19 protein-coding genes and 1 pseudogene are annotated in these 20350 nt (G+C 70.1%); 9 read left to right on the top strand and 11 right to left on the bottom strand.

Going from position 1 to position 20350, the window contains the following annotated elements; genetic code table 11:
• The first annotated feature begins 29 nt into the window (after positions 1–29).
• A complete protein-coding gene (locus tag ACOBQB_RS30790) occupies positions 30–1187 on the top strand; it encodes an ABC transporter ATP-binding protein (protein ID WP_423596300.1) in 1158 nt (385 codons plus the stop codon).
• A gap of 32 nt (positions 1188–1219) precedes the next feature.
• Here the strand turns inward: ACOBQB_RS30790 and ACOBQB_RS30785 are convergent, their stop codons facing one another.
• Positions 1220–2338, bottom strand: coding sequence for an alpha/beta hydrolase (locus tag ACOBQB_RS30785; RefSeq protein WP_423596298.1), 1119 nt, complete (start codon positions 2336–2338; stop codon positions 1220–1222).
• 255 nt (positions 2339–2593) lie between these two features.
• On the opposite strand from ACOBQB_RS30785, the gene ACOBQB_RS30780 reads away from it, so the two are divergent.
• The 6 genes from ACOBQB_RS30780 (at position 2594) to ACOBQB_RS30755 (ending at position 7551) form a co-directional block, all read left to right on the top strand.
• Complete coding sequence (locus ACOBQB_RS30780) at positions 2594–4414, top strand: phosphatidylglycerol lysyltransferase domain-containing protein (protein WP_423596296.1); 1821 nt, start codon at positions 2594–2596, stop codon at positions 4412–4414.
• A gap of 30 nt (positions 4415–4444) precedes the next feature.
• A complete protein-coding gene (folP, locus tag ACOBQB_RS30775; protein ID WP_423596294.1) occupies positions 4445–5317 on the top strand; it encodes a dihydropteroate synthase in 873 nt (290 codons plus the stop codon).
• Positions 5314–5844, top strand: coding sequence for a nuclear transport factor 2 family protein (locus tag ACOBQB_RS30770; RefSeq protein WP_423596292.1), 531 nt, complete (start codon positions 5314–5316; stop codon positions 5842–5844). Before folP ends, ACOBQB_RS30770 begins: the two co-directional genes overlap by 4 nt.
• Before the next feature lie 177 nt (positions 5845–6021).
• Positions 6022–6381, top strand: a complete 360-nt coding sequence (folB, locus tag ACOBQB_RS30765) for a dihydroneopterin aldolase (protein WP_423596290.1) — start codon at positions 6022–6024, stop codon at positions 6379–6381.
• Positions 6378–6989 (top strand): 2-amino-4-hydroxy-6-hydroxymethyldihydropteridine diphosphokinase, encoded by a 612-nt coding sequence (gene folK / locus ACOBQB_RS30760; protein ID WP_423596288.1) that lies wholly within the window; start codon positions 6378–6380, stop codon positions 6987–6989. The genes folB and folK overlap by 4 nt, the downstream gene beginning before the upstream one ends.
• 73 nt (positions 6990–7062) lie before the next feature.
• Positions 7063–7551, top strand: a complete 489-nt coding sequence (locus tag ACOBQB_RS30755) for a DUF3180 domain-containing protein (RefSeq protein WP_423596286.1) — start codon at positions 7063–7065, stop codon at positions 7549–7551.
• A 4-nt stretch (positions 7552–7555) separates the two neighbouring features.
• Here ACOBQB_RS30755 and ACOBQB_RS30750 read toward each other — a convergent pair whose 3' ends face one another.
• From ACOBQB_RS30750 to dacB, 7 genes are all read right to left on the bottom strand, one after another.
• Complete coding sequence (locus ACOBQB_RS30750) at positions 7556–7684, bottom strand: hypothetical protein (protein ID WP_423596284.1); 129 nt, start codon at positions 7682–7684, stop codon at positions 7556–7558.
• A 433-nt stretch (positions 7685–8117) separates the two neighbouring features.
• A complete protein-coding gene (folE, locus tag ACOBQB_RS30745; protein WP_205034924.1) occupies positions 8118–8723 on the bottom strand; it encodes a GTP cyclohydrolase I FolE in 606 nt (201 codons plus the stop codon).
• Between the two features lie 113 nt (positions 8724–8836).
• On the bottom strand, positions 8837–10864 hold the full coding sequence (gene ftsH, locus ACOBQB_RS30740; protein ID WP_423596282.1) for an ATP-dependent zinc metalloprotease FtsH: 2028 nt from the start codon (positions 10862–10864) through the stop codon (positions 8837–8839).
• A 231-nt stretch (positions 10865–11095) separates the two neighbouring features.
• Positions 11096–11656 (bottom strand): hypoxanthine phosphoribosyltransferase, encoded by a 561-nt coding sequence (gene hpt / locus ACOBQB_RS30735; RefSeq protein WP_055565725.1) that lies wholly within the window; start codon positions 11654–11656, stop codon positions 11096–11098.
• Positions 11657–11709: 53 nt separating this feature from the next.
• Positions 11710–12765 (bottom strand): tRNA lysidine(34) synthetase TilS, encoded by a 1056-nt coding sequence (gene tilS, locus ACOBQB_RS30730; RefSeq protein ID WP_423596279.1) that lies wholly within the window; start codon positions 12763–12765, stop codon positions 11710–11712.
• Positions 12766–13006: 241 nt separating this feature from the next.
• The gene (locus ACOBQB_RS30725; protein ID WP_423596277.1) at positions 13007–14149 is read right to left on the bottom strand and encodes a zinc-dependent metalloprotease; all 1143 of its coding nucleotides are present in this window, start codon (positions 14147–14149) and stop codon (positions 13007–13009) included.
• A 148-nt stretch (positions 14150–14297) separates the two neighbouring features.
• On the bottom strand, positions 14298–15785 hold the full coding sequence (dacB, locus tag ACOBQB_RS30720; RefSeq protein WP_423598868.1) for a D-alanyl-D-alanine carboxypeptidase/D-alanyl-D-alanine endopeptidase: 1488 nt from the start codon (positions 15783–15785) through the stop codon (positions 14298–14300).
• A 124-nt stretch (positions 15786–15909) separates the two neighbouring features.
• Here dacB and ACOBQB_RS30715 point away from each other — a divergent pair, with 124 nt between their 5' ends.
• On the top strand, positions 15910–16401 hold the full coding sequence (locus ACOBQB_RS30715; protein ID WP_030785786.1) for an inorganic diphosphatase: 492 nt from the start codon (positions 15910–15912) through the stop codon (positions 16399–16401).
• 124 nt (positions 16402–16525) lie between these two features.
• On the top strand, positions 16526–18202 hold the full coding sequence (locus ACOBQB_RS30710; RefSeq protein ID WP_423596275.1) for a threonine/serine ThrE exporter family protein: 1677 nt from the start codon (positions 16526–16528) through the stop codon (positions 18200–18202).
• A 21-nt stretch (positions 18203–18223) separates the two neighbouring features.
• On the opposite strand, the gene ACOBQB_RS30705 is transcribed toward ACOBQB_RS30710, so the two are convergent.
• The 3 genes and pseudogenes from ACOBQB_RS30705 to ACOBQB_RS30695 all read right to left on the bottom strand — a co-directional run bounded on the left by ACOBQB_RS30705 (position 18224) and on the right by ACOBQB_RS30695 (position 20319).
• Positions 18224–18904, bottom strand: a complete 681-nt coding sequence (locus ACOBQB_RS30705; RefSeq protein WP_423596273.1) for a DedA family protein — start codon at positions 18902–18904, stop codon at positions 18224–18226.
• 177 nt (positions 18905–19081) lie between these two features.
• Positions 19082–19592: pseudogene (locus ACOBQB_RS30700) on the bottom strand (MerR family transcriptional regulator).
• Positions 19593–19674: 82 nt separating this feature from the next.
• Positions 19675–20319, bottom strand: a complete 645-nt coding sequence (locus ACOBQB_RS30695; protein ID WP_423598865.1) for a PadR family transcriptional regulator — start codon at positions 20317–20319, stop codon at positions 19675–19677.
• Positions 20320–20350 lie beyond the last annotated feature (31 nt).

Here is a 20350-nt window from a genome sequence, read left to right as displayed (position 1 = left end):
TCCGCCGCCGTCCGTCACAATGGGGAAGCATGATCCGGTTCGAGCACGTCACCAAGCGCTACGCGGACGGCACCACGGCCGTCGACGACCTGTCCTTCGAGGTCGCCGAGGGTGAACTGGTCACCCTCGTCGGCCCGTCGGGCTGCGGCAAGACGACCACGATGAAGATGGTGAACCGGCTCATCGAGCCGAGCGAGGGCCGGATCTTTGTGGACGGCCACGACATAGCGGCGACCGACCCGGTCCAACTGCGGCGCCGCATCGGCTATGTCATCCAGCAGGTCGGCCTCTTCCCGCACAAGACCGTCCTGGAGAACACCGCGACCGTCCCGCACCTCCTCGGCGTCAAGCGCGGCAAGGCCCGCGAGCGCGCCGCCGAACTCCTCGACCTGGTCGGCCTCGATCCGGCCGTCTTCGGCGACCGCTACCCCGAGCAGCTCTCGGGCGGCCAGCGTCAGCGGGTCGGCGTGGCCCGCGCCCTGGCGGCCGATCCGCCGGTGCTCCTCATGGACGAGCCGTTCGGCGCGGTCGACCCCGTGGTGCGCGAGCATCTCCAGAACGAGTTCCTGCGCCTCCAGCAGGCCGTGCGCAAGACCGTGTTGTTCGTCACGCACGACATCGAGGAGGCGGTCCGCCTCGGCGACCGCATCGCTGTCTACGGCCAGGGCCGCATCGAGCAGTTCGACACCCCCTCGACGGTCCTCGGCGCCCCCGCGAACCCGTACGTGGCCGACTTCGTCGGCGCGGACCGCGGCCTGAAGCGGCTCTCCGTGACCCCGATCGAGGAGGGCGACCTCGAACAGCCGCCCGTGGTGCACCTCGATGACACGCTGCCCAAAAAGCTCGACGCCCGCTGGGCCGTCGTCCTGGACGGCGAGAACAACCTGCACGGCTGGATCTCCGCCGAGCACGCGCGCGTGGGTGACGGCACGGTCCGCGCGCACGCCCGCCGCATGGAGGCCTGGCTCCCGGTCGGGGCGAGCCTGAAGCAGGCGTTCGCGACGATGCTCCAGCACGACGCGGGCTGGATCGCGGTCATCGACAAGGACAGCGAGGGCCGCTTCCTGGGAGTGCTGACACCGGCCCGGCTGCACGAGGCGCTGCGCCGGTCGACGGCGGCGGACGCGCGGGACATCGCGCGGGCGGAGGTCGAGCTGGAGACGATCGCGGCCATCGGCACGGACTGACCGCCGGCCGAATCCGCCGAAAAAAGAGCGGCTCAGTTGTCGTCGAGCCGCCCGCTCATCCACTGGAGGGTGGCGGGGATCTCCCTGCGCCAGGTGTTGAAGTTGTGCCCGCCGCTTTCGAGCGTGATCGACGACACGCGCGTGGGCTCCTTCACCTTGTCGATGAACTTCAGGGTGTCCTGGTAGTTGTCCTCGCCCTTCTTGCTGGTGGTGACCAGGAGGGACGTCTTGGGCGCCGGCTTGTGGTCGAGGTACCACATCAGGTCCGCGTCCCGCTCCAGCTGCTCGTCACCGTGGAAGAGGTCACCGGTGGTGACGTCGATGGGCGCCTTGTAGTACGCCGACAGGCCCGCCGCGGCGCCGTACTGACCCGGGTGGTGCAGGGCGAACTTCAGGGCGCAGTAGCCGCCCGTGGAGTCGCCGATGACGCCCCAGTTCCGGGCCTTGGTGCCCACCCTGTAGTGCTGCGAGATGGCGCCGGGCAGGTCCTTGGCGAAGAACGTCTCCGCCTGCGGGCCGTCGGGGATGTCCACGCACTCGGTGTCGCGCGGCGGCGCCACGGTCGGCCGCAGCATGATCAGGATCATCGGCTGCATCTTGCCCTCGGCGGAGAGCCGGTGGGCGGTCTGCGGGTAGTGCAGCCCTTTGATGAGCGCCTCGGCGGTGCCCGGGTAGCCGGTGAGGACCACGGCCGCGGGGAAGGTGCGGTTGCGGTAGAACGACTGGAAGTACTCGGGGGGCAGGTAGACGTAGGCGGGGGAGCCTATCCGGGACTCCTTCCCGCCGATCTCGATCTTCTGGATCTGGCCGCCGGTGGCGGGACGGCCGCCGCCTGGCACGTTCACGGACTTGGTGTCGAGGACCTTGACAGGCCCTGCTCCTTTGGCCGGATCGTGATCCACCACGATGCCGGGCGTCGTCTCCTGGCCGAAGAGGTCGGCCCAGGTGGCGTAGAAGCCGAAGGCCTGGTTGGCCGCGAGCCCCACTGATGCGAAGATCGTCACCTGAGTGGCGAGAAGCAGGCCGACGCGGCCCGTGATCGCCTTCCAGGAGCGGCGGGCGAGCCGCGGCCAGAGCCAGATGGTGCCGAAGAAGAGCAGTACGGCCAGCAAGACCGCAAGGGCGAGGACCTTGTTGCTCGTGAGACCCATGGGGTTTTCCTGCCTGCGCTTTCTACTACCGTTGCCTCGGGCTTGCCGCGGCGGGACCGGATCGGGGCTCTGGCCTTGCCGGCTCCTTGCCGAAAGCCTTGCCTGCGCTTTTCCAGCGGTTTCCGACCGGGAATGAACCCGTTTCCCCGAAGAACCGTCCTAGAGGGCGCAATGGTGCCGGATGCCGTTTTGGCACCGGATTCAAGCTCTCTCGCAGAACTACGGGATGCGATGTCTGTCAGGATAGATGGGGAAATGTCGGGTGGGGTTCCGGGGAGTGAGGATCGCCACCGCGACAGCCGCCTCCGCCGGATACTGCGCGGTCCGCGCCCCGAGACCGTACCGACCCTCGTCGCCAGAGCCTGCACCCTCGTAGGTCTGCTGAACGTCGCGGCGGGTGTCTTCCCCCGCTTCCGGTACAGCCGCATGCACGCCATCGCCGAGGTGCTGCCCGGCGCGCTCGGCCCCTTCGCGGCCGCACTCGCGCTCAGCTCCGGCATCCTCCTGCTCCTGCTCGCGCACGGTCTGCGGCGCCACAAGCGGCGTGCCTGGCGGGCCGCCGTGGTGCTGCTGCCCGCGGGCGCCATGGCGCAGTTCGCGTACCGCCACTCGGTGATCGGTGTCCTGATCTCGCTCGCGCTCCTCGCGCTGCTGCTGCGTCATCGTAGTGAGTTCACGGCCCTGCCCGATCCGCGCAGCCGCTGGCGGGCGCTGGCCAACTTCGTGCTCCTCGGCGCCGGATCGATTCTGCTGGGCCTGGTCATCGTCAGCGTCCACCCGGGCAGGGTCATCGGGGACCCCAGCATCACGGAGCGCCTGGAGCACGTGCTCTACGGCCTGTTCGGCTTCGAGGGCCCCGTCGCGTACTACGGGGACACGTCCTGGACCGTCGGCTTCTCCCTCGGCGCCCTCGGCATGCTCACCGCCCTCACCACCGTCTACCTCGCCTTCCGGCCCGAGCACCCGGCCGCGCGCCTCACCGAGGACGACGAGACCAAGCTGCGCGCGCTGCTCGACAAGCACGGCGGCCGCGACTCGCTCGGCCACTTCGCGCTCCGCCGCGACAAGGGCGTCGTCTTCTCCCCCAGCGGCAAGGCCGCCGTCACCTACCGCGTCGTCTCCGGAGTGATGCTCGCCAGCGGCGACCCCATCGGCGACGTCGAGGCCTGGCCCGGCGCCATCGAGCGCTTCATGGACGAGGCGAAGGCCCACTCCTGGACGCCCGCCGTCATGGGCTGCTCCGAGACCGGCGGCGAGGTGTGGACCCGCGAGACCGGCCTCGACGCCCTCGAACTGGGTGACGAGGCGGTGGTGGACGTCGCGGATTTCTCCCTGTCCGGGCGTGCGATGCGCAACGTACGCCAGATGGTCAAGCGGATCGAGCGCAATGGCTACGAGACGCGCGTGCGGCGCATCCGTGACCTCGGTGAGCAGGAGCTCACCCGGATCCAGCGGGCCACCGACGACTGGCGCGGCACCGACACCGAGCGCGGCTTCTCCATGGCGCTCGGCCGCATCGGCGACCCGAACGACGGCGACTGTCTGATCGCCACCGCCCACAAGGCGGACGAGGAGCCGGGCCCCTACGGCGACCTGAAGGCAGTCCTCCACTTCGTGCCGTGGGGCAAGGACGGCGTCTCCCTGGACCTCATGCGCCGCGACCGCGCCGCCGACCCCGGCATGAACGAACTGCTCATCGTCGCCGCCCTCCAGGCCGCCCCGAAGCTCGGCGTCACGCGCATGTCCCTCAACTTCGCGATGTTCCGCGCGGCCCTCGCACGCGGCGAGAAGCTCGGCGCGGGCCCGGTCCTGCGCGCCTGGCGGGGCCTGCTGGTCTTCCTCTCCCGCTGGTTCCAGATCGAGTCGCTGTACAAGTTCAACGCGAAGTTCCGCCCCCGCTGGGAGCCCCGCTTCGTCGTCTACCGCTCCAGCAAGGACCTGCCCCGCATCGGTTTCGCCGCCATGCAGGCCGAGGGCTTCGTGACCCTGGCGCTGCCCCGCTTCCTGCGCAGGGGCACCCCGCAGCGCCGCCCCTGCCCGCACCAGACCGCGGAACGCGAGATGCAGGCGGCGTAACCCGCCCCCGTCCGGGCCTACGCTGGAGACATGAGTACGTTGAGCGGGCGGGGATCGGTCCAGGGGCTGCCGGAGTGGGACCGCTGCGCGGTCATGGGCGTCGTGAACGTCACGCCCGACTCCTTCTCCGACGGCGGCCGCTGGTTCGACACCACGGCCGCCGTGAAGCACGGCGTCGACCTGGTCGCCCAGGGCGCGGACCTGGTGGACGTCGGCGGCGAGTCGACCCGTCCCGGCGCCACGCGCGTGGACGAGGACGAGGAGCTCAAGCGCGTCGTCCCCGTGGTGCGGGGCCTGGCCGCCGAGGGCGTCACCGTCTCCGTGGACACCATGCGCGCCACCGTCGCCGAGCAGGCCCTCGCCGCGGGCGCCGTCCTGGTCAACGACGTCAGCGGCGGCCTCGCCGACCCCCGCATGGTCCCCGCCGTCGCCGCCGCCGGCGCCCCCTTCGTGGTCATGCACTGGCGGGGCTTCCTCACCGACATCCACGCCAAGCCCGTCTACGAGGACGTGGTCTGCGAAGTCGTCGACGAGCTCCACGCGCGCGTGCAGGCCGCCATTGAGGGCGGCATCGCCCCCGAGCACATCGTCGTCGACCCCGGCCTCGGCTTCTCCAAGGAGGCCGAGCACGACCTGGCGCTCCTGGCCCACCTGGACCGGTTGCGCGAACTGGGCCACCCCGTGCTGGTCGCCGCCTCCCGCAAGCGGTTCCTCGGCCGGGTCCTCGCGGGCCCCGAGGGCGCCCCGCCGCCGGCCCGCGAGCGCGACGCCGCCACCGCCGCGGTCTCCGCCATCGCCGCCCACCAGGGCGCCTGGGCGGTCCGGGTGCACGAGGTGCGGGCCACGGCCGACGCCGTGCGCGTCGCCCAGGCCGTGACGGACGCCGCGGGCGGCCACCGGTGACCGGGGCGGCCCGTACAGACGTCGAGCAGGTGGAACTCGCCAACACGGCCTTCTACGAAGCGCTGGAGCGCGGCGACTTCGACAAGGTCTCCGACCTGTGGCTGGACGCCGAAGCCGACGGCGTCACCGGCGATGACGACGACCGCACGGACGAGAGCGTGGACGGGACCGCCGACGGGGACGCGATCTCCTGCGTCCACCCCGGCTGGCCCGTCCTCACCGGCCGCGGCGAGGTCCTCAGGTCGTACGCGCTGATCATGGCGAACACCGAGTACATCCAGTTCTTCCTGACCGACGTGAAGGTCGGCGTGGCCGGTGACACGGCCCTGGTGACCTGCACCGAGAACATCCTCAGCGGCGGCCCGCCCCCGGAGGGCGGCGGAGAGCTCGGCCCGCTCGTGGGTCAGCTCGTGGTCGCCACGAATGTGTTCCGCCGCACACCCGACGGCTGGAAACTGTGGTCCCACCACGCCTCGCCCGTGCTGGCCGAAACCGACGACGACGAGGGTGACGAACCCCCCTCCTGAGTGGGTAGAGAGCGGAAAAAGAAGCGGGATCACGCCGGATCACGGGGCCGCCGCGCCCCGTCGGAAGGCCCCGCGGGCGAGCACTGTCAGTGCTCGCAGGTAGATTCGATCGAGGCTGGTGTGCCGACCGCACTCGGTGCAGGCCTGCCGATACCGACGATTGCAGGAGTGATTCGCGTGGATCGTGTCGCGCTGCGCGGCCTCAAGGCCCGCGGGCACCACGGTGTCTATCCGCGGGAACGCGAAGAGGGCCAGACCTTCATCGTGGACCTGGTTCTCGGCCTGGACACGCGAGCGGCCGCGGCCGACGACGACCTGGCGAAGACCGTGCACTACGGCGTCGTGGCCGAAGAGGTCGTGGCCGCCGTCGAGGGCGAACCGGTCGATCTGATCGAGACCCTTGCCGAGCGCATCGCCCAGACGTGTCTGAAGCACGAAGGAGTCCTGGAGGTCGAGGTGTGCGTGCACAAGCCGGACGCCCCGATCACCGTCCCCTTCGACGACGTGACCGTCACCATCATCCGGAGCCGAGTATGACTGCGCCCTTCAAACCGGGTCAGAGCGACCCGACCGTCCAGCCGGTGCCCACCTCCGTGGTCGAGCAGGTGGACGCCGCGGACAGCACCCTGTCCAACCCGAAGCGGGCGGTGATCTCCCTCGGCAGCAACCTCGGCAACCGTCTGGAGACCCTCCAGGGCGCCATCGACGCCCTGGAGGACACGCCGGGCCTGCGGGTCAAGTCGGTCTCTCCGGTGTACGAGACGGAGCCGTGGGGCGTCGACCCCGGCACCCAGCCCTCGTACTTCAACGCCGTCGTCGTGGTGAAGACCACCCTGCCGCCCTCCTCGCTCCTGGAGCGCGCGCAGGCCGTCGAGGAGGCCTTCCACCGCGTCCGCGACGAGCGCTGGGGCCCGCGCACCATCGACGTGGACATCGTGGCGTACGCCGACGTGGTCTCCGACGACCCGGCGCTCACGCTGCCCCACCCGCGCGCGCACGAACGCGCCTTCGTCCTCGCCCCCTGGCACGACATCGACCCCGAGGCCCAGCTGACCGGCCGCGGCGCGGTGGCCGAGCTGCTCGCCTCCGTCACCCGCGAGGGCGTCGCGCCGCGCGCCGATCTGGAACTCCGGCTGCCCGAATAGTCGTTAGGGTCTACAAGATCCGTACCAAGATCCGTACGACGATGACGGCGATGAAGGCGATGAAGGGTCACTCGTGAAGCAATTGCGCATCAGGACACTGGCCGGCCTCTTCGTCGTGGCCGGAGTGCTGTCCTGGTCGGGCGCCCGCCTGTGGGACTCCGTCGGCACCCTGCCCAGGGTCCCGCTGGCCGCGCCCATCGTGCTCGCGGTGATCGCCGTCGTGCTCCTGTCCACGGCGCTCTCGCTGCGCTCACGCCTGCGTGCCCAGCGTGAGCGCCGCCCCGGCGCGAAGGGCGTGGAGCCGATGATGGCCGCCCGCGCCGTCGTCTTCGGCCAGGCCAGCGCCCTGGTCGTGGCACTCGTCGCGGGGATGTACGGCGGCGTGGGCGCGTTCCTGCTGGAGTTCCTCGACATCCCGCCCCGCCGCGACCAGGCGATCTACGCCGGGCTCTCGGTCCTGATGGGCATCGCGGTGATAGCGGCGGCGCTCTTCCTGGAGCGGGTCTGCAAGCTCCCCGAGGACGACGACGAGGAAGGCGGCGGCCAGGCGGCCCCGGCGTAGACGGTCACCACTGCTGCCGGGCCAGGTGACCGCTGTCCAGGTAGCTGGGGCGGGGGTCGAGCTGGAATCCGTAGAGGGTGTAAGGCTTGTCCCCTGCCGTACGCCGACGCACTTCGCGGACTTGGGTCCACACCGACTCCCGTAGCTGTGCCGGGTGCTGCTCCGGCCTGAACGTCCCGCACGCAGGCCGGTTATCAGGTCCGCGAGGTATGACGAGACCACGCGGACCCGAAAGCCGGGAACTTCACGCCGTAAGTAGCCAGAGGGCCGCGACACCGGCTCCAGTCGGCCTCGCAGGCGTGTGGCGGCAGCCAGGCAGCGTAGACACCGCTCAGCGAACCCTTCATCGTTGACGACCAACGACACGTAGTCCGTACCGACAGTGCCATCCGAACAGATGGCGCCGATCATGTACCCGAACTCATAGCCCGGTCTGATCGTCAGACGTGACCGGCACAACGTGCGAGCCGGAGTCCAGGCGAGCACCGTGCCTGCGGCAGTCAGCCCTTCGATCAGCGGTCGATCTCACTGATGCAGGGCCGTAGAGGGAAGCACTGACAATCGGGCTAGCGGGCGATGATCAGACTCATCGCCTCATTGCGCGTCGCGGGGTCGCGCAGCTGACCGCGGACCGCGGAGGTGATCGTCTTGGCGCCGGGCTTGCGGACCCCGCGCATCGTCATGCACATGTGCTCGCACTCGACGACCACGATCACACCGCGCGGCTCCAGTATCTCCATCAGGGAGTCCGCGATCTGCGTGGTCAGCCGCTCCTGCACCTGAGGTCGGCGCGCGTACACGTCCACGAGCCTGGCCAGCTTCGACAGACCGGTGATCTTGCCGTCGGTGGACGGGATGTACCCGACGTGGGCGACGCCGACGAACGGGACCAGATGGTGCTCGCAGGAACTCATGACCTCGATGTCCTTCACCAGGACCATCTCGTCGTGCCCGAGGTCGAACGTCGTCGTCAGCACGTCCTCCGGCTTCTGCCACAGCCCGGAGAATATCTCCCGGTACGCCCGCGCCACGCGTGCCGGAGTCTCCAGGAGGCCCTCCCGGTCGGGGTCCTCTCCCACGGCGATCAGCAGTTCGCGCACGGCGTTCTCGGCCCGCTTCTCGTCGAACTCGCCGATCGAGCCCTCGCCGTCCAGGGTCACCGGGTCGGTCATGTTGTGCCTCGTTCCTGTGCGTCTCACGCGGGCGTACGAAAGTGCCGCGCCCCCCAGGCTAAAACCTGGGGGGCGCGGCGATCATTCCGGGCCCGCTGAGGCGCGCGGCGCGGTCAGCTCTCGGGGCGGTCCTCCGGGGCGACCTCGATGTGCTGCTCCGTGCCACCGGCGGTCACCGCGGGGGTGGTGGCGCCGTTCGCGCCGTTCGTCAGGGACAGCTCCTTGGGGGAGAGCACCGGCGGACGGGTCGAGGGGGTGCGCCGCGAGGAGCCGGTCCACGCCGGGCGGGCCGGGCGCTTCACGATCCCGGCGAAGATCTCGGCGATCTGCTCCTTGCCGAGGGTCTCCTTCTCCAGGAGCTGGAGAACCAGGTTGTCGAGGATGTCGCGGTTCTCGACGAGGATCTCCCACGCTTCGTTGTGCGCGGTCTCGATGAGCTTCTTGACCTCTTCGTCGACCAGCGCGGCGACCTCTTCCGAGTAGTCCCGCTGGTGCGCCATCTCGCGCCCGAGGAACGGCTCGGTGTTGTCCCCGCCGAACTTGATCGCGCCGAGACGCTCGGTCATGCCGTACTGCGTGACCATCGCGCGAGCGGTGGCCGTGGCCTTCTCGATGTCGTTCGCCGCGCCCGTCGTCGGGTCGTGGAAGACGAGCTCCTCGGCCGCGCGCCCGCCCAGCATGTACGCGAGCTGGTCGAGCATCTCGTTGCGTGTCGTGGAGTACTTGTCCTCTTCGGGCAGGACCATGGTGTAACCCAGGGCCCGGCCGCGGGACAGGATCGTGATCTTGTGGACCGGGTCCGAGTTCGGCGAGGCCGCCGCGACCAGGGCGTGTCCGCCCTCGTGGTACGCGGTGATCTTCTTCTCCTTGTCGGACATGATCCGGGTCCGCTTCTGCGGGCCCGCCACGACACGGTCGATCGCCTCGTCCAGCGAGTGGTTGTCGATCAGCTTCTTGTCGCCGCGCGCCGTCAGGAGCGCCGCTTCGTTCAGCACGTTCGACAGGTCGGCGCCGGTGAAGCCGGGGGTCCGGCGGGCCACCGCGCCCAGGTCGACGTCCGGGGCGACCGGCTTGCCCTTCTGGTGAACCTTGAGGATCTCAAGACGGCCCTGCATGTCCGGGCGGTCGACGGCGATCTGCCGGTCGAAGCGGCCGGGGCGCAGGAGCGCCGGGTCGAGGATGTCGGGCCGGTTCGTGGCGGCGATCAGGATGACGCCGCCCTTCACGTCGAAGCCGTCCATCTCGACGAGCAGCTGGTTCAGCGTCTGCTCGCGCTCGTCGTGGCCACCGCCGAGGCCGGCGCCGCGGTGGCGGCCGACCGCGTCGATCTCGTCGACGAAGACGATCGCCGGGGCGTTCGCCTTGGCCTGCTCGAAGAGGTCACGCACTCGGGAGGCACCGACACCGACGAACATCTCGACGAAGTCGGAACCGGAGATCGAGTAGAACGGCACCCCGGCCTCACCGGCGACGGCGCGCGCGAGGAGCGTCTTGCCGGTACCGGGCGGGCCGTAGAGGAGGACGCCCTTGGGGATCTTGGCGCCGACGGCCTGGAACTTCGCCGGCTCCTGGAGGAACTCCTTGATCTCGTGGAGCTCCTCGACGGCTTCGTCCGAACCCGCCACATCGGAGAAGGTCGTCTTCGGGGTGTCCTTGGTGATGAGCTTGGCCTTGGACTTCCCGAAGTTCATGACCCGGGAGCCGCCGCCCTGCATCTGATTCATCAGGAACAGGAAGACGACGACGATGAGGACGAAGGGGAGGAGGGAGAGCAGGATGCCGACGAAGGGGTTCTGCTTCGACGGGGAGACGGTGTAACCGTCCGGGATGTCCTTGCTCTCGTACTTGGTCTGCAGCGAATTGGCGAGGGCGACGCCCTGGTCGCCGATGTAACTCGCCTGGATCTTGCTGCTGCCCTTGACCTTCTGGCCGTCCTTGAGCTCGACCTTGATGATCTGCTCGTCACCGGTGGTGAGCTTGGCGGACTCGACCTTGTCGTCGTTGATCGCCTGAACGACCTGACCGGTGTCAACCGTCTTGTAGCCACCGGACGAGCCGACGACCTGCATCAACACGACCACGGCAAGGACGGCCAGCACGATCCACATGACTGGCCCACGGAAGTATCGCTTCACGTCCATCCATACGGAGCGATGACGCCCCGTCCCTCCTGCCATAGTGAGTTTGATAAAGACTGTTCTTCGGACGGTACCCCAGCATTGTGACCCGAAGCCGCACGGGACGGCTGGCAAACCCGTCTTCGCATGGTTCAACGGCGGGAAACGGGTGAGGGTTCCCCGCCGCCGTACGCAGTCCCGCGGATGTCAGGCCATACGGGCTTAGACGCTTACGGGCTTACGCGCTCACGGGCGTCAGCCGCCGTAGACGTGCGGGGCCAGCGTGCCGACGAAGGGGAGGTTGCGGTACTTCTCCGCGAAGTCCAGGCCGTAGCCCACGACGAACTCGTTGGGGATGTCGAAACCGATCCACTTCACGTCGATCGCGACCTTCGCCGCCTCCGGCTTGCGCAGCAGCGTGCACACCTCCAGGGAGGCGGGCTCGCGCGAACCGAGGTTCGACAGGAGCCAGGACAGCGTCAGCCCGGAGTCGATAATGTCCTCGACGATCAGGACGTGCTTGCCCTTGATGTCGGTGTCCAGGTCCTTGAGGATCCGCACGACGCCGGAGGACTGCGTACCCGCGCCGTACGACGACACCGCCATCCAGTCCATCGTGACGGGGGTGGACAGCGCGCGCGCCAGGTCCGCCATGACCATCACGGCGCCCTTGAGGACACCGACGATCAACAGGTCCTTGCCCGCGTACTCCGCGTCGACCTTCGCTGCCAGCTCGGCCAGCTTCGCGTCGATCTCTTCCTTGGTGATGAGCACCGACTTGAGGTCGGTGCCCATGTCTTTCGCGTCCACCCGCATCACTTTCGGTCGTCCCACCGGCCGACCGGCCCGCGATGAGCACGGGCCTCACGTCAGCCTTGCCGGATCACCAGTCTGCCACCCTGGCGCCGGGCCACGACTTTGCCCGGGAGATTGATGGCTCCCTGGCCGCGCCAGCCGGTGATCAGACGGTCCACCTCTTCGATGTGCCGGGCGAAGAGCGAACCGGCGGGCGCCCCGGCCTCGGTGACGGCCCTGCGCACGATGCGGCGGCGTACGGCGGGCGGCAGGGCGTAGAGCTTGGCGCACTCCAGGAGGCCCGCGGCGTCCCGGACGGTCGGCTCGGCCTGGTCGGCCCACATGTCGAGGGCGTCGGCGTCGTCACGGGAGAGCTGCGCCGTCCGGGCGAGGGCTTCGACGACGCCCTTGCCGAGGGCCTTCTCCAGGGCGGGCAGACCCTCGTGGCGCAGCCGGGAGCGGGTGTAGGCGGGGTCGGCGTTGTGCGGGTCGTCCCAGACGGGCAGCGACTGGACCATGCACGCCTTGCGGGCGGTCTGGCGGTCGATGTGCAGGAAGGGGCGGCGGTAACGGCCGGCGACCCCCGAGGCCGCGGCCATTCCGGACAGGGAGCGGGTGCCGGAGCCGCGGGCGAGACCGAGCAGGACGGTCTCCGCCTGGTCGTCGCGGGTGTGGCCGAGCAGGACGGCGGCCGCCGAGTGCCGTTCGGCGGCGGCGTCCAGGGCTGCGTAGCGGGCGTCGCGGGCGGCGGCCTCCGGGCCGCCGGACCGGCCGACCTCGACGGCCACGGACTCCACCGGGCCGAGGCCGAGGGCGGTCAGCCGGACGACGACCTCGGCGGCGCGGAGGTCGGAGCCGGGTTGCAGTCCATGGTCGACGGTGACACCGCCGGCGCGGATGCCGAGCTTGGGCGCTTCGAAGGCGAGGGCGGAGGCGAGCGCCATGGAGTCGGCGCCACCGGAGCAGGCGACCAGCACGAGCGGCTGCTGGGTCGGCTCGTGTGGGGAGGGTGGGGAGTGCGAGGGGTGGGTGGGGGCGCTGTCGGAGCTGCGCTGTACGTCGGTCAGTACGTCGTGGAGTACGCGGCGGACCGCCAGGCGTATCGCCGCGACCGCAGGATGGGGACCCATGTCCGGTTCCCTTCATGAAGTTCGGGGGTGAGCCTCGGACCAATCACTCAGGACCCACTGGGGAGGCCGGGCCTGGTCGCGCGGACCAGACCTCGGCACCCCCGAGCGTCAGTCACTCAGAGTGTGTCGATGGTGACAGAACCGAGCCGTTCCCCGAGCATCGCACGCCTATCCATCGCCCACGGTCCCTCGGACGGGTGATTGCTGGGGCGTTCTCCTGCCATCGGCCGCATTCGGTCCCTCAGTCTCCCTTACGGTGCACCCTCGCGACCCAGTCCGCCGGTTTGGCGATCTCCGCCTTCGTGGGCAGGGTGTTCGGCGAAGTCCACACGCGGTTGAAGCCGTCCATCCCGACCTCCTGCACGACCGCGCGCACGAAGCGCTCGCCGTCCCGATATTGGCGCAATTTCGCGTCGAGCCCGAGCAGCTTGCGCAGCGCCTGGTCAAGGCGGCTCGCGCCACGGGCCCTGCGCTCCCTGAACTTCTCGCGGATCTCCTCGACGGAGGGCACCACGTCGGGGCCGACGCCGTCCATCACGAAGTCCGCGTGGCCCTCCAGGAGGGACATCACGGCGGTGAGGCGGGCGAGGATCTCACGCTGGGCGGGGGTCTGCACCAGCTCGACGATGGAGCGGCCACCGTCGGCGGCGGTCCCGCCTTCTTCGCCACCCTCGTCTTCGGATCGGCCGCCCGCGAACGTCTGGGCGGCCTCCCTGATGCGCTCCAGGACCGTCATCGGGTCGACCTCGGTCTCGCCGAGGAACGACTGGATCTCGCCTTCGAGATGATCGCGCAGCCAGGGCACGGCGGTGAACTGGGTGCGGTGTGTCTCTTCATGGAGGCAGACCCAGAGGCGGAAGTCGTGGGGGTCGACGTCCAGCTCGCGCTCGACGTGCACGATGTTGGGGGCGACGAGGAGGAGCCTGCCGCCGCCGTTCGCCCCCGCGGGGAGGGCGCGGGTGGCCGGGGCGAAGGTCTCGTACTGGCCGAGGACGCGGGAGGCCAGGAACGACAGGAGCATGCCCAGCTCTACGCCGGTGACCTTGCCGCCGACCGCGCCGAGGACCGCGCCGCCGGGTCCGCTGCCGCGCTTGTCCTGCATCTTCTCCAGGAGGGGCTTGAGGATCTCCCGGAAACCGGCCACGTTCGCCCGGATCCAGCCTGCTCTGTCGACGACGAGGACGGGGGTGTCGTGGGTGTCCTCCGTGCCCATCCCCGTGAAGGAACGGACGTGTTCCTCCGAGGACTTGGCGTGCCGGCGCAGTTCCGCGACGACGGCGCGTGCCTCGTCCTTGCTCACTTCTGGGCCCGGCCGCACGAGGCGGGTCGCGGTCGCCACCGCGAGATTCCAGTCGACCATCTCCGCACCACCGATGCTCGTCATGCGTCAACGGTACGTGCTTGGCCCCTCTGGTGGAGGGGGTTGACCCCCCAGGTTGCCCTGGGGTGGCCCTTAGGGGGCCGGGGCGTCGGGGGTCGTGGCGGGTTGGCTGTGGCTGAGCGCGCAGTTCCCCGCGCCCCTACGGGGCGCTTCAGCGGCAGCCGCAGTTGGCCAAGGTGGAGGCCATGTGGTCCAGGGACGACTGGGCCGCTTGGGGGTCTGTGGTGCCTGTGGTCATGAAGGCGAAGAGGAGGAGGCGGCCGTCGGCGTCGACCACCGTGCCCGCGAGGGTGTTCACGCCCGTGAGCGTGCCGGTCTTGGCGCGGACGACGCCGGTGCCCGGGGAGTCCTTCGGGTAGCGGTCGACGAGTGTGCCGGTGAAGCCCGCGACGGGCAGGCCCGTCACCACGGGGCGCAGCTCGGGGCGGCCCGGGTCGGCGGCGCGGCCCAGGAGCGCGGCGAGGAGCTCGGCGGAGATCCGGTCGGCACGGTCGAGGCCGCTGCCGTCGGCGATCTCGGCGTCCGAGACCGGCAGCTTCAGCTCGGCCAGCTCAGCGCGGACCGCGTCGCCCGCGCCGTCGAAGCTGGCGGGTTCCTTCGCCGCGAGAGCCGTCTGGCGGGCCAGCGCCTCGGCGATGTCGTTGTCGCTGTGGGTCAGCATCCGCTCGACCAGGGCGGACAGGGGCGGTGACTCGACCTCGGCGAGGGACGCGGCACGCTCGGAGGCCTTGGTCGGGCCGGGGTCTGCCTGCGTCGCGATGCCGTGGTCCTTGAGGAAGCCCGCGAACTTCTTCGCCGCGTCGCCCGCCGGGTCCGCCGAGCGCGGCGCCGGTCCGCTGGTGGAGTCGTCGAGGCGGCCCTCATCGGCCATCAGGGCGCTGACCGGGGTGATGTTCTCGTTCGGGCCGATGGGGTGCTGCGGCGGCCCGGAGTACAGCGAGGTGTCGTAGGAGAGCCGCACCTCGTCGATGTCGCGGTCCTTCAGCGCGCGGGCGGTGTCCTCGGCCAGTCGGCGCAGGCTCGCGGCCGTGTCGGTGTAGCGGCCGTCCTCACGGGCGGTCATCGTGGGGTCGCCGCCGCCGATCAGGACGAGGTCCCGCGAGTCCGGCTCCACGACCGTCCTGGTCGCGATGCGGTGGTCGGGGCCCACCGCGGACAGCGCCGCGACCGCCGTCGCGATCTTTATGGTCGACGCGGGCGTCAGCTCCTCCCCCGCGCCCTTGTCGTAGACCCGCTTCCCGGAGGCCGCGTCGAGCACGACCGCCGAGCGCTTCGGGCCGAGCGCGGGGGCCTTCAGGAGCGGGTCGAGTACGTCCGCGAGGGCGCGGTCCGTGGGCCTCGGCGCCGTCCCCGCGGGCGCGCCGAGCCCGGCGAGCACCGCGGGGGCGCTCGGAGCGGCCTCGGGCCCCTGTCCCGACGTACGACCGCCGTGATCTGCGCCACCCCCGGCCTCCTGGGCGGCGGCCCACTCCCGCTCCGCCGTACGCTGACCTGAGGAGTCCCACGGGCCGGCCGCGGCCACCGCCCCGGCCGAGATCACCAGGCCGAAGGCGGCGGCACCCGCCGTGAGCTGCCAGGTCGTGAGCTTCCCCGAGAACCGGGGACGCTTGAAGGCGGAGGGTTTCGCCAGCTGTCGCATCAGCTGTCGAGGCCGCTGCCAAGGTCTGAGCTCCGGCACGACGACCAGCCCCTTTCGCGATCACACATCTGCGTGAGGGACACTTAATCACCCGAAGTATGTGCTGATCATGGAGGAGCCACCCGTGGAGTTCGACGTCACCATCGAGATTCCGAAGGGTTCGCGGAACAAGTACGAGGTGGACCACGAGACCGGCCGGATCCGTCTGGACCGTCGCCTCTTCACGTCGACCAGTTACCCCGCGGACTACGGCTTCGTCGAGAACACCCTCGGCGAGGACGGTGACCCGCTGGACGCTCTGGTCATCCTGGACGAGCCGACCTTCCCCGGCTGCCTCATCAAGTGCCGCGCCATCGGCATGTTCCGCATGACCGACGAGGCGGGCGGCGACGACAAGCTGCTCTGCGTCCCGGCCTCGGACCCGCGTGTGGAGCACCTGCGTGACATCCACCACGTCTCCGAGTTCGACCGCCTGGAGATCCAGCACTTCTTCGAGGTCTACAAGGACCTGGAGCCCGGCAAGTCCGTCGAGGGCGCCGACTGGGTCGGCCGTGCGGACGCCGAGGCCGAGATCGAGAAGTCGTACAAGCGATTCGAGGCGCAGGGCGGCCACTGAGCCTCCCGCCCCCGTTCGGGCCGCGCGATCCGGGACCCCCGGGCCGCGCGGCCCGTTCGTGTATTTGTGCCCATACTGGCCATATGGAGGGTGCGTACGAGTCGTATGAGAAGTGAGGGCATCAGTGGCCGAGCATGAGGCCGAGGACCGAAAGCCTCAGTCGGACGAGGCCCGCAGCGCGTTCGCGCAGCCCAGCGGGGTGGCGCCGCAGCCACCGGCTCCCGAGGACGAGTCGCAGACCACCTCCGAGTTCGCCATCCCCGACGGTCTCGCCGCTCCCTCCCCGACGACGTCGCAGGAGCCCGAGAAGTCGGCGTTCTCGACGCCGCACACCTACAGCGCCCGCAGCGCCCCGCAGGCCTTCACCCCCGCGCACGGCGTCCCCCTGGTGAAGCTCACCAAGGAGGCGCCCTGGCAGGACCAGATGCGCACGATGCTGCGCATGCCGGTCACCGAGCGGCCCGCCACGGAGCCCGCGCAGAAGCACGAGGACGAGGCCGGGCCCGCCGTGCCGCGCGTGCTGGACCTGACGCTGCGTATCGGGGAGCTGCTGCTCGCGGGCGGTGAGGGCGCCGAGGACGTCGAGGCGGCGATGTTCGCCGTCTGCCGCTCCTACGGCCTCGACCGGTGCGAGCCGAACGTGACGTTCACGCTCCTGTCGATCTCCCACCAGCCGTCCCTGGTGGACGACCCCGTCACGGCCTCCCGGACGGTACGCCGCCGGGGCACCGACTACACCCGGCTCGCGGCGGTCTTCCACCTGGTGGACGACATCAGCGACCCGGAGATCGAGGTCTCCCTGGAGGAGGCCTACCGCCGTCTCGCGGGGATCCGGCGTAACCGTCACCCCTACCCGGGCTGGGCCCTCACGGCGGCCGGCGGGCTGCTCGCGGGCTCCGCGTCCGTCCTGGTCGGCGGTGGCGCGCTGGTCTTCGTGGTGGCCGCCGTCGGCGCGATGCTCGGCGACCGGCTCGCGTGGCTGTGCGCGGGGCGCGGGCTGCCGGAGTTCTACCAGTTCGTGGGGGCCGCGATGCCGCCCGCCGCGATGGGTGTCGCGCTGAGCTTCGCGCACACCGAGGCGACCATGGCGTCCGCGGTCATCACCGGCGGGCTCTTCGCGCTGATCCCGGGGCGGGCCCTGGTGGCGGGCGTGCAGGACGGTCTGACCGGCTACTACATCACCGCGGCCGCGCGCCTGCTCGAAGTGATGTATCTGATCGTGGGCATCGTCTGCGGCGTGCTGCTGGTGCTCTCGCTCGGCGTGATGCTGGACGCGACGAACCTGACGCCGGAGACGGAGTTCGGGGTGTCGTCGACGCGGCCGGTCATCCAGATACTGGCGTCGATGGCGCTGAGTCTCGCCTTCGCGATACTCCTCCAGCAGGAACGCCACACGGTCCTGATCGTGACGCTCAACGGCGGCATCGCCTGGGTGATGTTCGGCGCCCTGGCGCACACGCCGCTGGAGCTGTCGCCCGTCGCCGCGACGGCCGTGGCGGCCGGTCTGGTGGGGCTGTTCGGGCAGCTCTTCTCGCGCTACCGGTTCGCGTCCTCACTGCCGTACGTGACGGCGGCGATCGGGCCGCTGCTGCCCGGCAGCGCGACGTACTTCGGGCTGCTCGCCCTGGCGCAGAACGACCTCAACACCGGCATCAACTCGCTCACCAAGGCCGTCGCCACGGCGCTGGCCATCGCGATCGGCGTGAACCTGGGGAGCGAGGTCTCCCGGCTGATCATGAAGGTGCCCGGCGCGGCCTCGGCGGCGAACCGCCGGGCGGCGAAGCGGACCAGGGGCTTCTGACCGCCCCGGGGCCCGTGGGGGCTACCGCTTGGCGTGGCGGCCGCGCTGCGCCGCGGGGGCGCCCTCGGCCAGCGCCGCCTTCTTGGACTTGCCGCGCGCCCGCAGGAACTCGATGGCGATCGGCACCACCGAGATGAGGACGATCAGGATGAGGATCGCCTCGATGTTCTTGTGGACGAAGTCGATGTTGCCGAGCCAGGCGCCGAGCAGCGTGACGCCCGCGCCCCACAGGATGCCGCCGATGATGTTGAACGTGATGAACGAGCGGTACCGCATGCCGGAGACACCGGCGATGATCGGCGTGAACGTACGCACGATCGGCACGAAGCGGGCCAGGACCAGCGACTTGGGGCCGTACTTCTCGAAGAACTCGTGGGCCTTGACCACGTTCTCCTGCTTGAACAGCTTGGAGTCCGGGCGGTTGAACAGCGCGGGGCCGACCTTCTTGCCGAAGAGATAGCCCGCCTGGTCGCCGAGGATCGCGGCGAGACAGATCAGTACGCAGGCCAGCCACAGCGGGGTGTCCAGCTTGTGCGTGGTGATCAGCAGGCCCGTGGTGAACAGCAGCGAGTCGCCGGGCAGGAAGAAGCCGATCAGCAGGCCCGACTCGGCGAAGACGATCACCAGCAGACCCCAGAGGCCGAACTGGTTGAGCAGGTAATCCGGATCCAGCCAGCTTGGTCCGAGCGCAAGCGTCGTCACGGTTCCGGGCTCCTGAAGGTGAGGGGGCGGTGCGGCGGCAGGTGCAGCCGCCCAAAGTTATCAACGTGGGGCGGCACGGCCAGGTTCCACGGTCCAACTAGGCAGCATAGTAAGGGGCGCCCTCCGTTGAGGACGCTGAGAACGCCCCTTACCAGCCCCTCACCAGCCTTGTACCGGTCAGCCGTCGTGCCCCGCGTTCGCGCGGATCGCGTCCCGCATGAACACCGCGACCCCCGGCCGGACGGCCTCGTGGAAGGCCGTGAACCGCTCGTCGGCGACGTACATCTCGCCGAGGCAGGTGTGCGTCTCGTACGCGCACTCGTAGTGGTGCCGGGAGATGAAGAGGCGGTGCTCCTCGGCGCCGTCCATCGCCTCCGGGGAGTCGGCCGCGAACCCCTGGGCGAGCAGGTCGCCCATGTGGTTGTGGACCGCGTCGAGCTCGTCGTTGATCCGCTTCCAGTCGTCCTTGGTGTACGACGGCGGCGGCCATCTCCTGGAACTTGTGGATACGCGCGGTCAGCAGCTCGTGCCGGCGGCGCAGGTGCTCCCGCGGGTCGGCGTCGCTGTAGCGCCGGTGACCCGCGTGGCTGCGCTCGCCGGGCACGAGCAGGCCGATCTCGTCGTAGTGGTGCAGCGTGCGCACCGTCACACCGGCGAAACCGGTGGCCTGTCCCACGGAGTAGTCCATGGCCTCCGCTCTCCTTCTCGGTACACGGATCAGCCTGCGTCCTCACGTCGCGTGAGGTGCAAGCCCGTACCGCGCGGGCCGCTCAGCCGGAGTGGCCGTCCGTGTCCGGCGGGCCCGCCGCGTAGGGGTTCTCCTCGCCGTCCGCCAGTACGCCGACGAACGGCTCGCCCTCGCCCGCGAAGGTGTAGGCGCCGCCCTCGATCCGCTCGATGAGGCCCCGCGCCCACTCCATGCCGCCGTCGGCGGTGTGCACCCAGTAGTTCATGATCTCGCCGATGTGACCGAGCTGCCCGGGGCCTTCCTCGGGCGTGTAGTACTCGGTGACGGACGTGCGCCACCCCTCCATCGCCCGCACCCGCTCCTTGAGCAGCGCGACCGCCTCCTCGCGCGGCAGGTCCACGATGAAGCCCAGGGCGGACGTGAGCATGTCCGGCCGCTGGTCGTACGTGGCGAGGGCCTCGCGGAGCAGCGTGAAGAACTCCCCGGTGCCCTTGTCCGTGATCTCGTACTCGGTGCGCGGGGGGCCGCCCACGGTGGACGGCGCCGTCTCATGGGCGAGCAGGTGGCCCTGCTTGGCCAGCTGTTTCAGCGCGTGGTAGATCGAACCGGGCTTGGCGTTGGACCACTCGTGGGCGCCCCAGTACTCCAGGTCGTTGCGGATCTGGTAGCCGTGGGCGCGGCCGTGCTGACGCACGGCCCCGAGAACCAGTAGCCGGATCGCTGACATGTACCGCGCCCTTCCGCTAACCCCCCAGTCA

The sequence above is a fragment of the Streptomyces sp. G5(2025) genome (assembly GCF_049542075.1).
Lineage (GTDB): Bacteria > Actinomycetota > Actinomycetes > Streptomycetales > Streptomycetaceae > Streptomyces.
The sequence above is the reverse complement of the archived record's forward strand: the minus strand, read 5'-3'. Positions and strand labels throughout refer to the sequence as shown.

What these genes read in the sequence shown, in the direction of transcription:
- ACOBQB_RS30790 (WP_423596300.1), top strand. Translation starts at nt 30, where the DNA reads ATGATCCGGTTCGAGCACGTCACCAAGCGCTACGCGGACGGCACCACG.
- ACOBQB_RS30785 (WP_423596298.1), bottom strand. Translation starts at nt 2,338, where the DNA reads ATGGGTCTCACGAGCAACAAGGTCCTCGCCCTTGCGGTCTTGCTGGCC.
- ACOBQB_RS30780 (WP_423596296.1), top strand. Translation starts at nt 2,594, where the DNA reads ATGTCGGGTGGGGTTCCGGGGAGTGAGGATCGCCACCGCGACAGCCGC.
- folP (WP_423596294.1), top strand. Translation starts at nt 4,445, where the DNA reads ATGAGTACGTTGAGCGGGCGGGGATCGGTCCAGGGGCTGCCGGAGTGG.
- folK (WP_423596288.1), top strand. Translation starts at nt 6,378, where the DNA reads ATGACTGCGCCCTTCAAACCGGGTCAGAGCGACCCGACCGTCCAGCCG.
- folE (WP_205034924.1), bottom strand. Translation starts at nt 8,723, where the DNA reads ATGACCGACCCGGTGACCCTGGACGGCGAGGGCTCGATCGGCGAGTTC.
- ftsH (WP_423596282.1), bottom strand. Translation starts at nt 10,864, where the DNA reads ATGGACGTGAAGCGATACTTCCGTGGGCCAGTCATGTGGATCGTGCTG.
- hpt (WP_055565725.1), bottom strand. Translation starts at nt 11,656, where the DNA reads ATGCGGGTGGACGCGAAAGACATGGGCACCGACCTCAAGTCGGTGCTC.
- tilS (WP_423596279.1), bottom strand. Translation starts at nt 12,765, where the DNA reads ATGGGTCCCCATCCTGCGGTCGCGGCGATACGCCTGGCGGTCCGCCGC.
- ACOBQB_RS30725 (WP_423596277.1), bottom strand. Translation starts at nt 14,149, where the DNA reads ATGACGAGCATCGGTGGTGCGGAGATGGTCGACTGGAATCTCGCGGTG.
- dacB (WP_423598868.1), bottom strand. Translation starts at nt 15,785, where the DNA reads ATGCGACAGCTGGCGAAACCCTCCGCCTTCAAGCGTCCCCGGTTCTCG.
- ACOBQB_RS30695 (WP_423598865.1), bottom strand. Translation starts at nt 20,319, where the DNA reads ATGTCAGCGATCCGGCTACTGGTTCTCGGGGCCGTGCGTCAGCACGGC.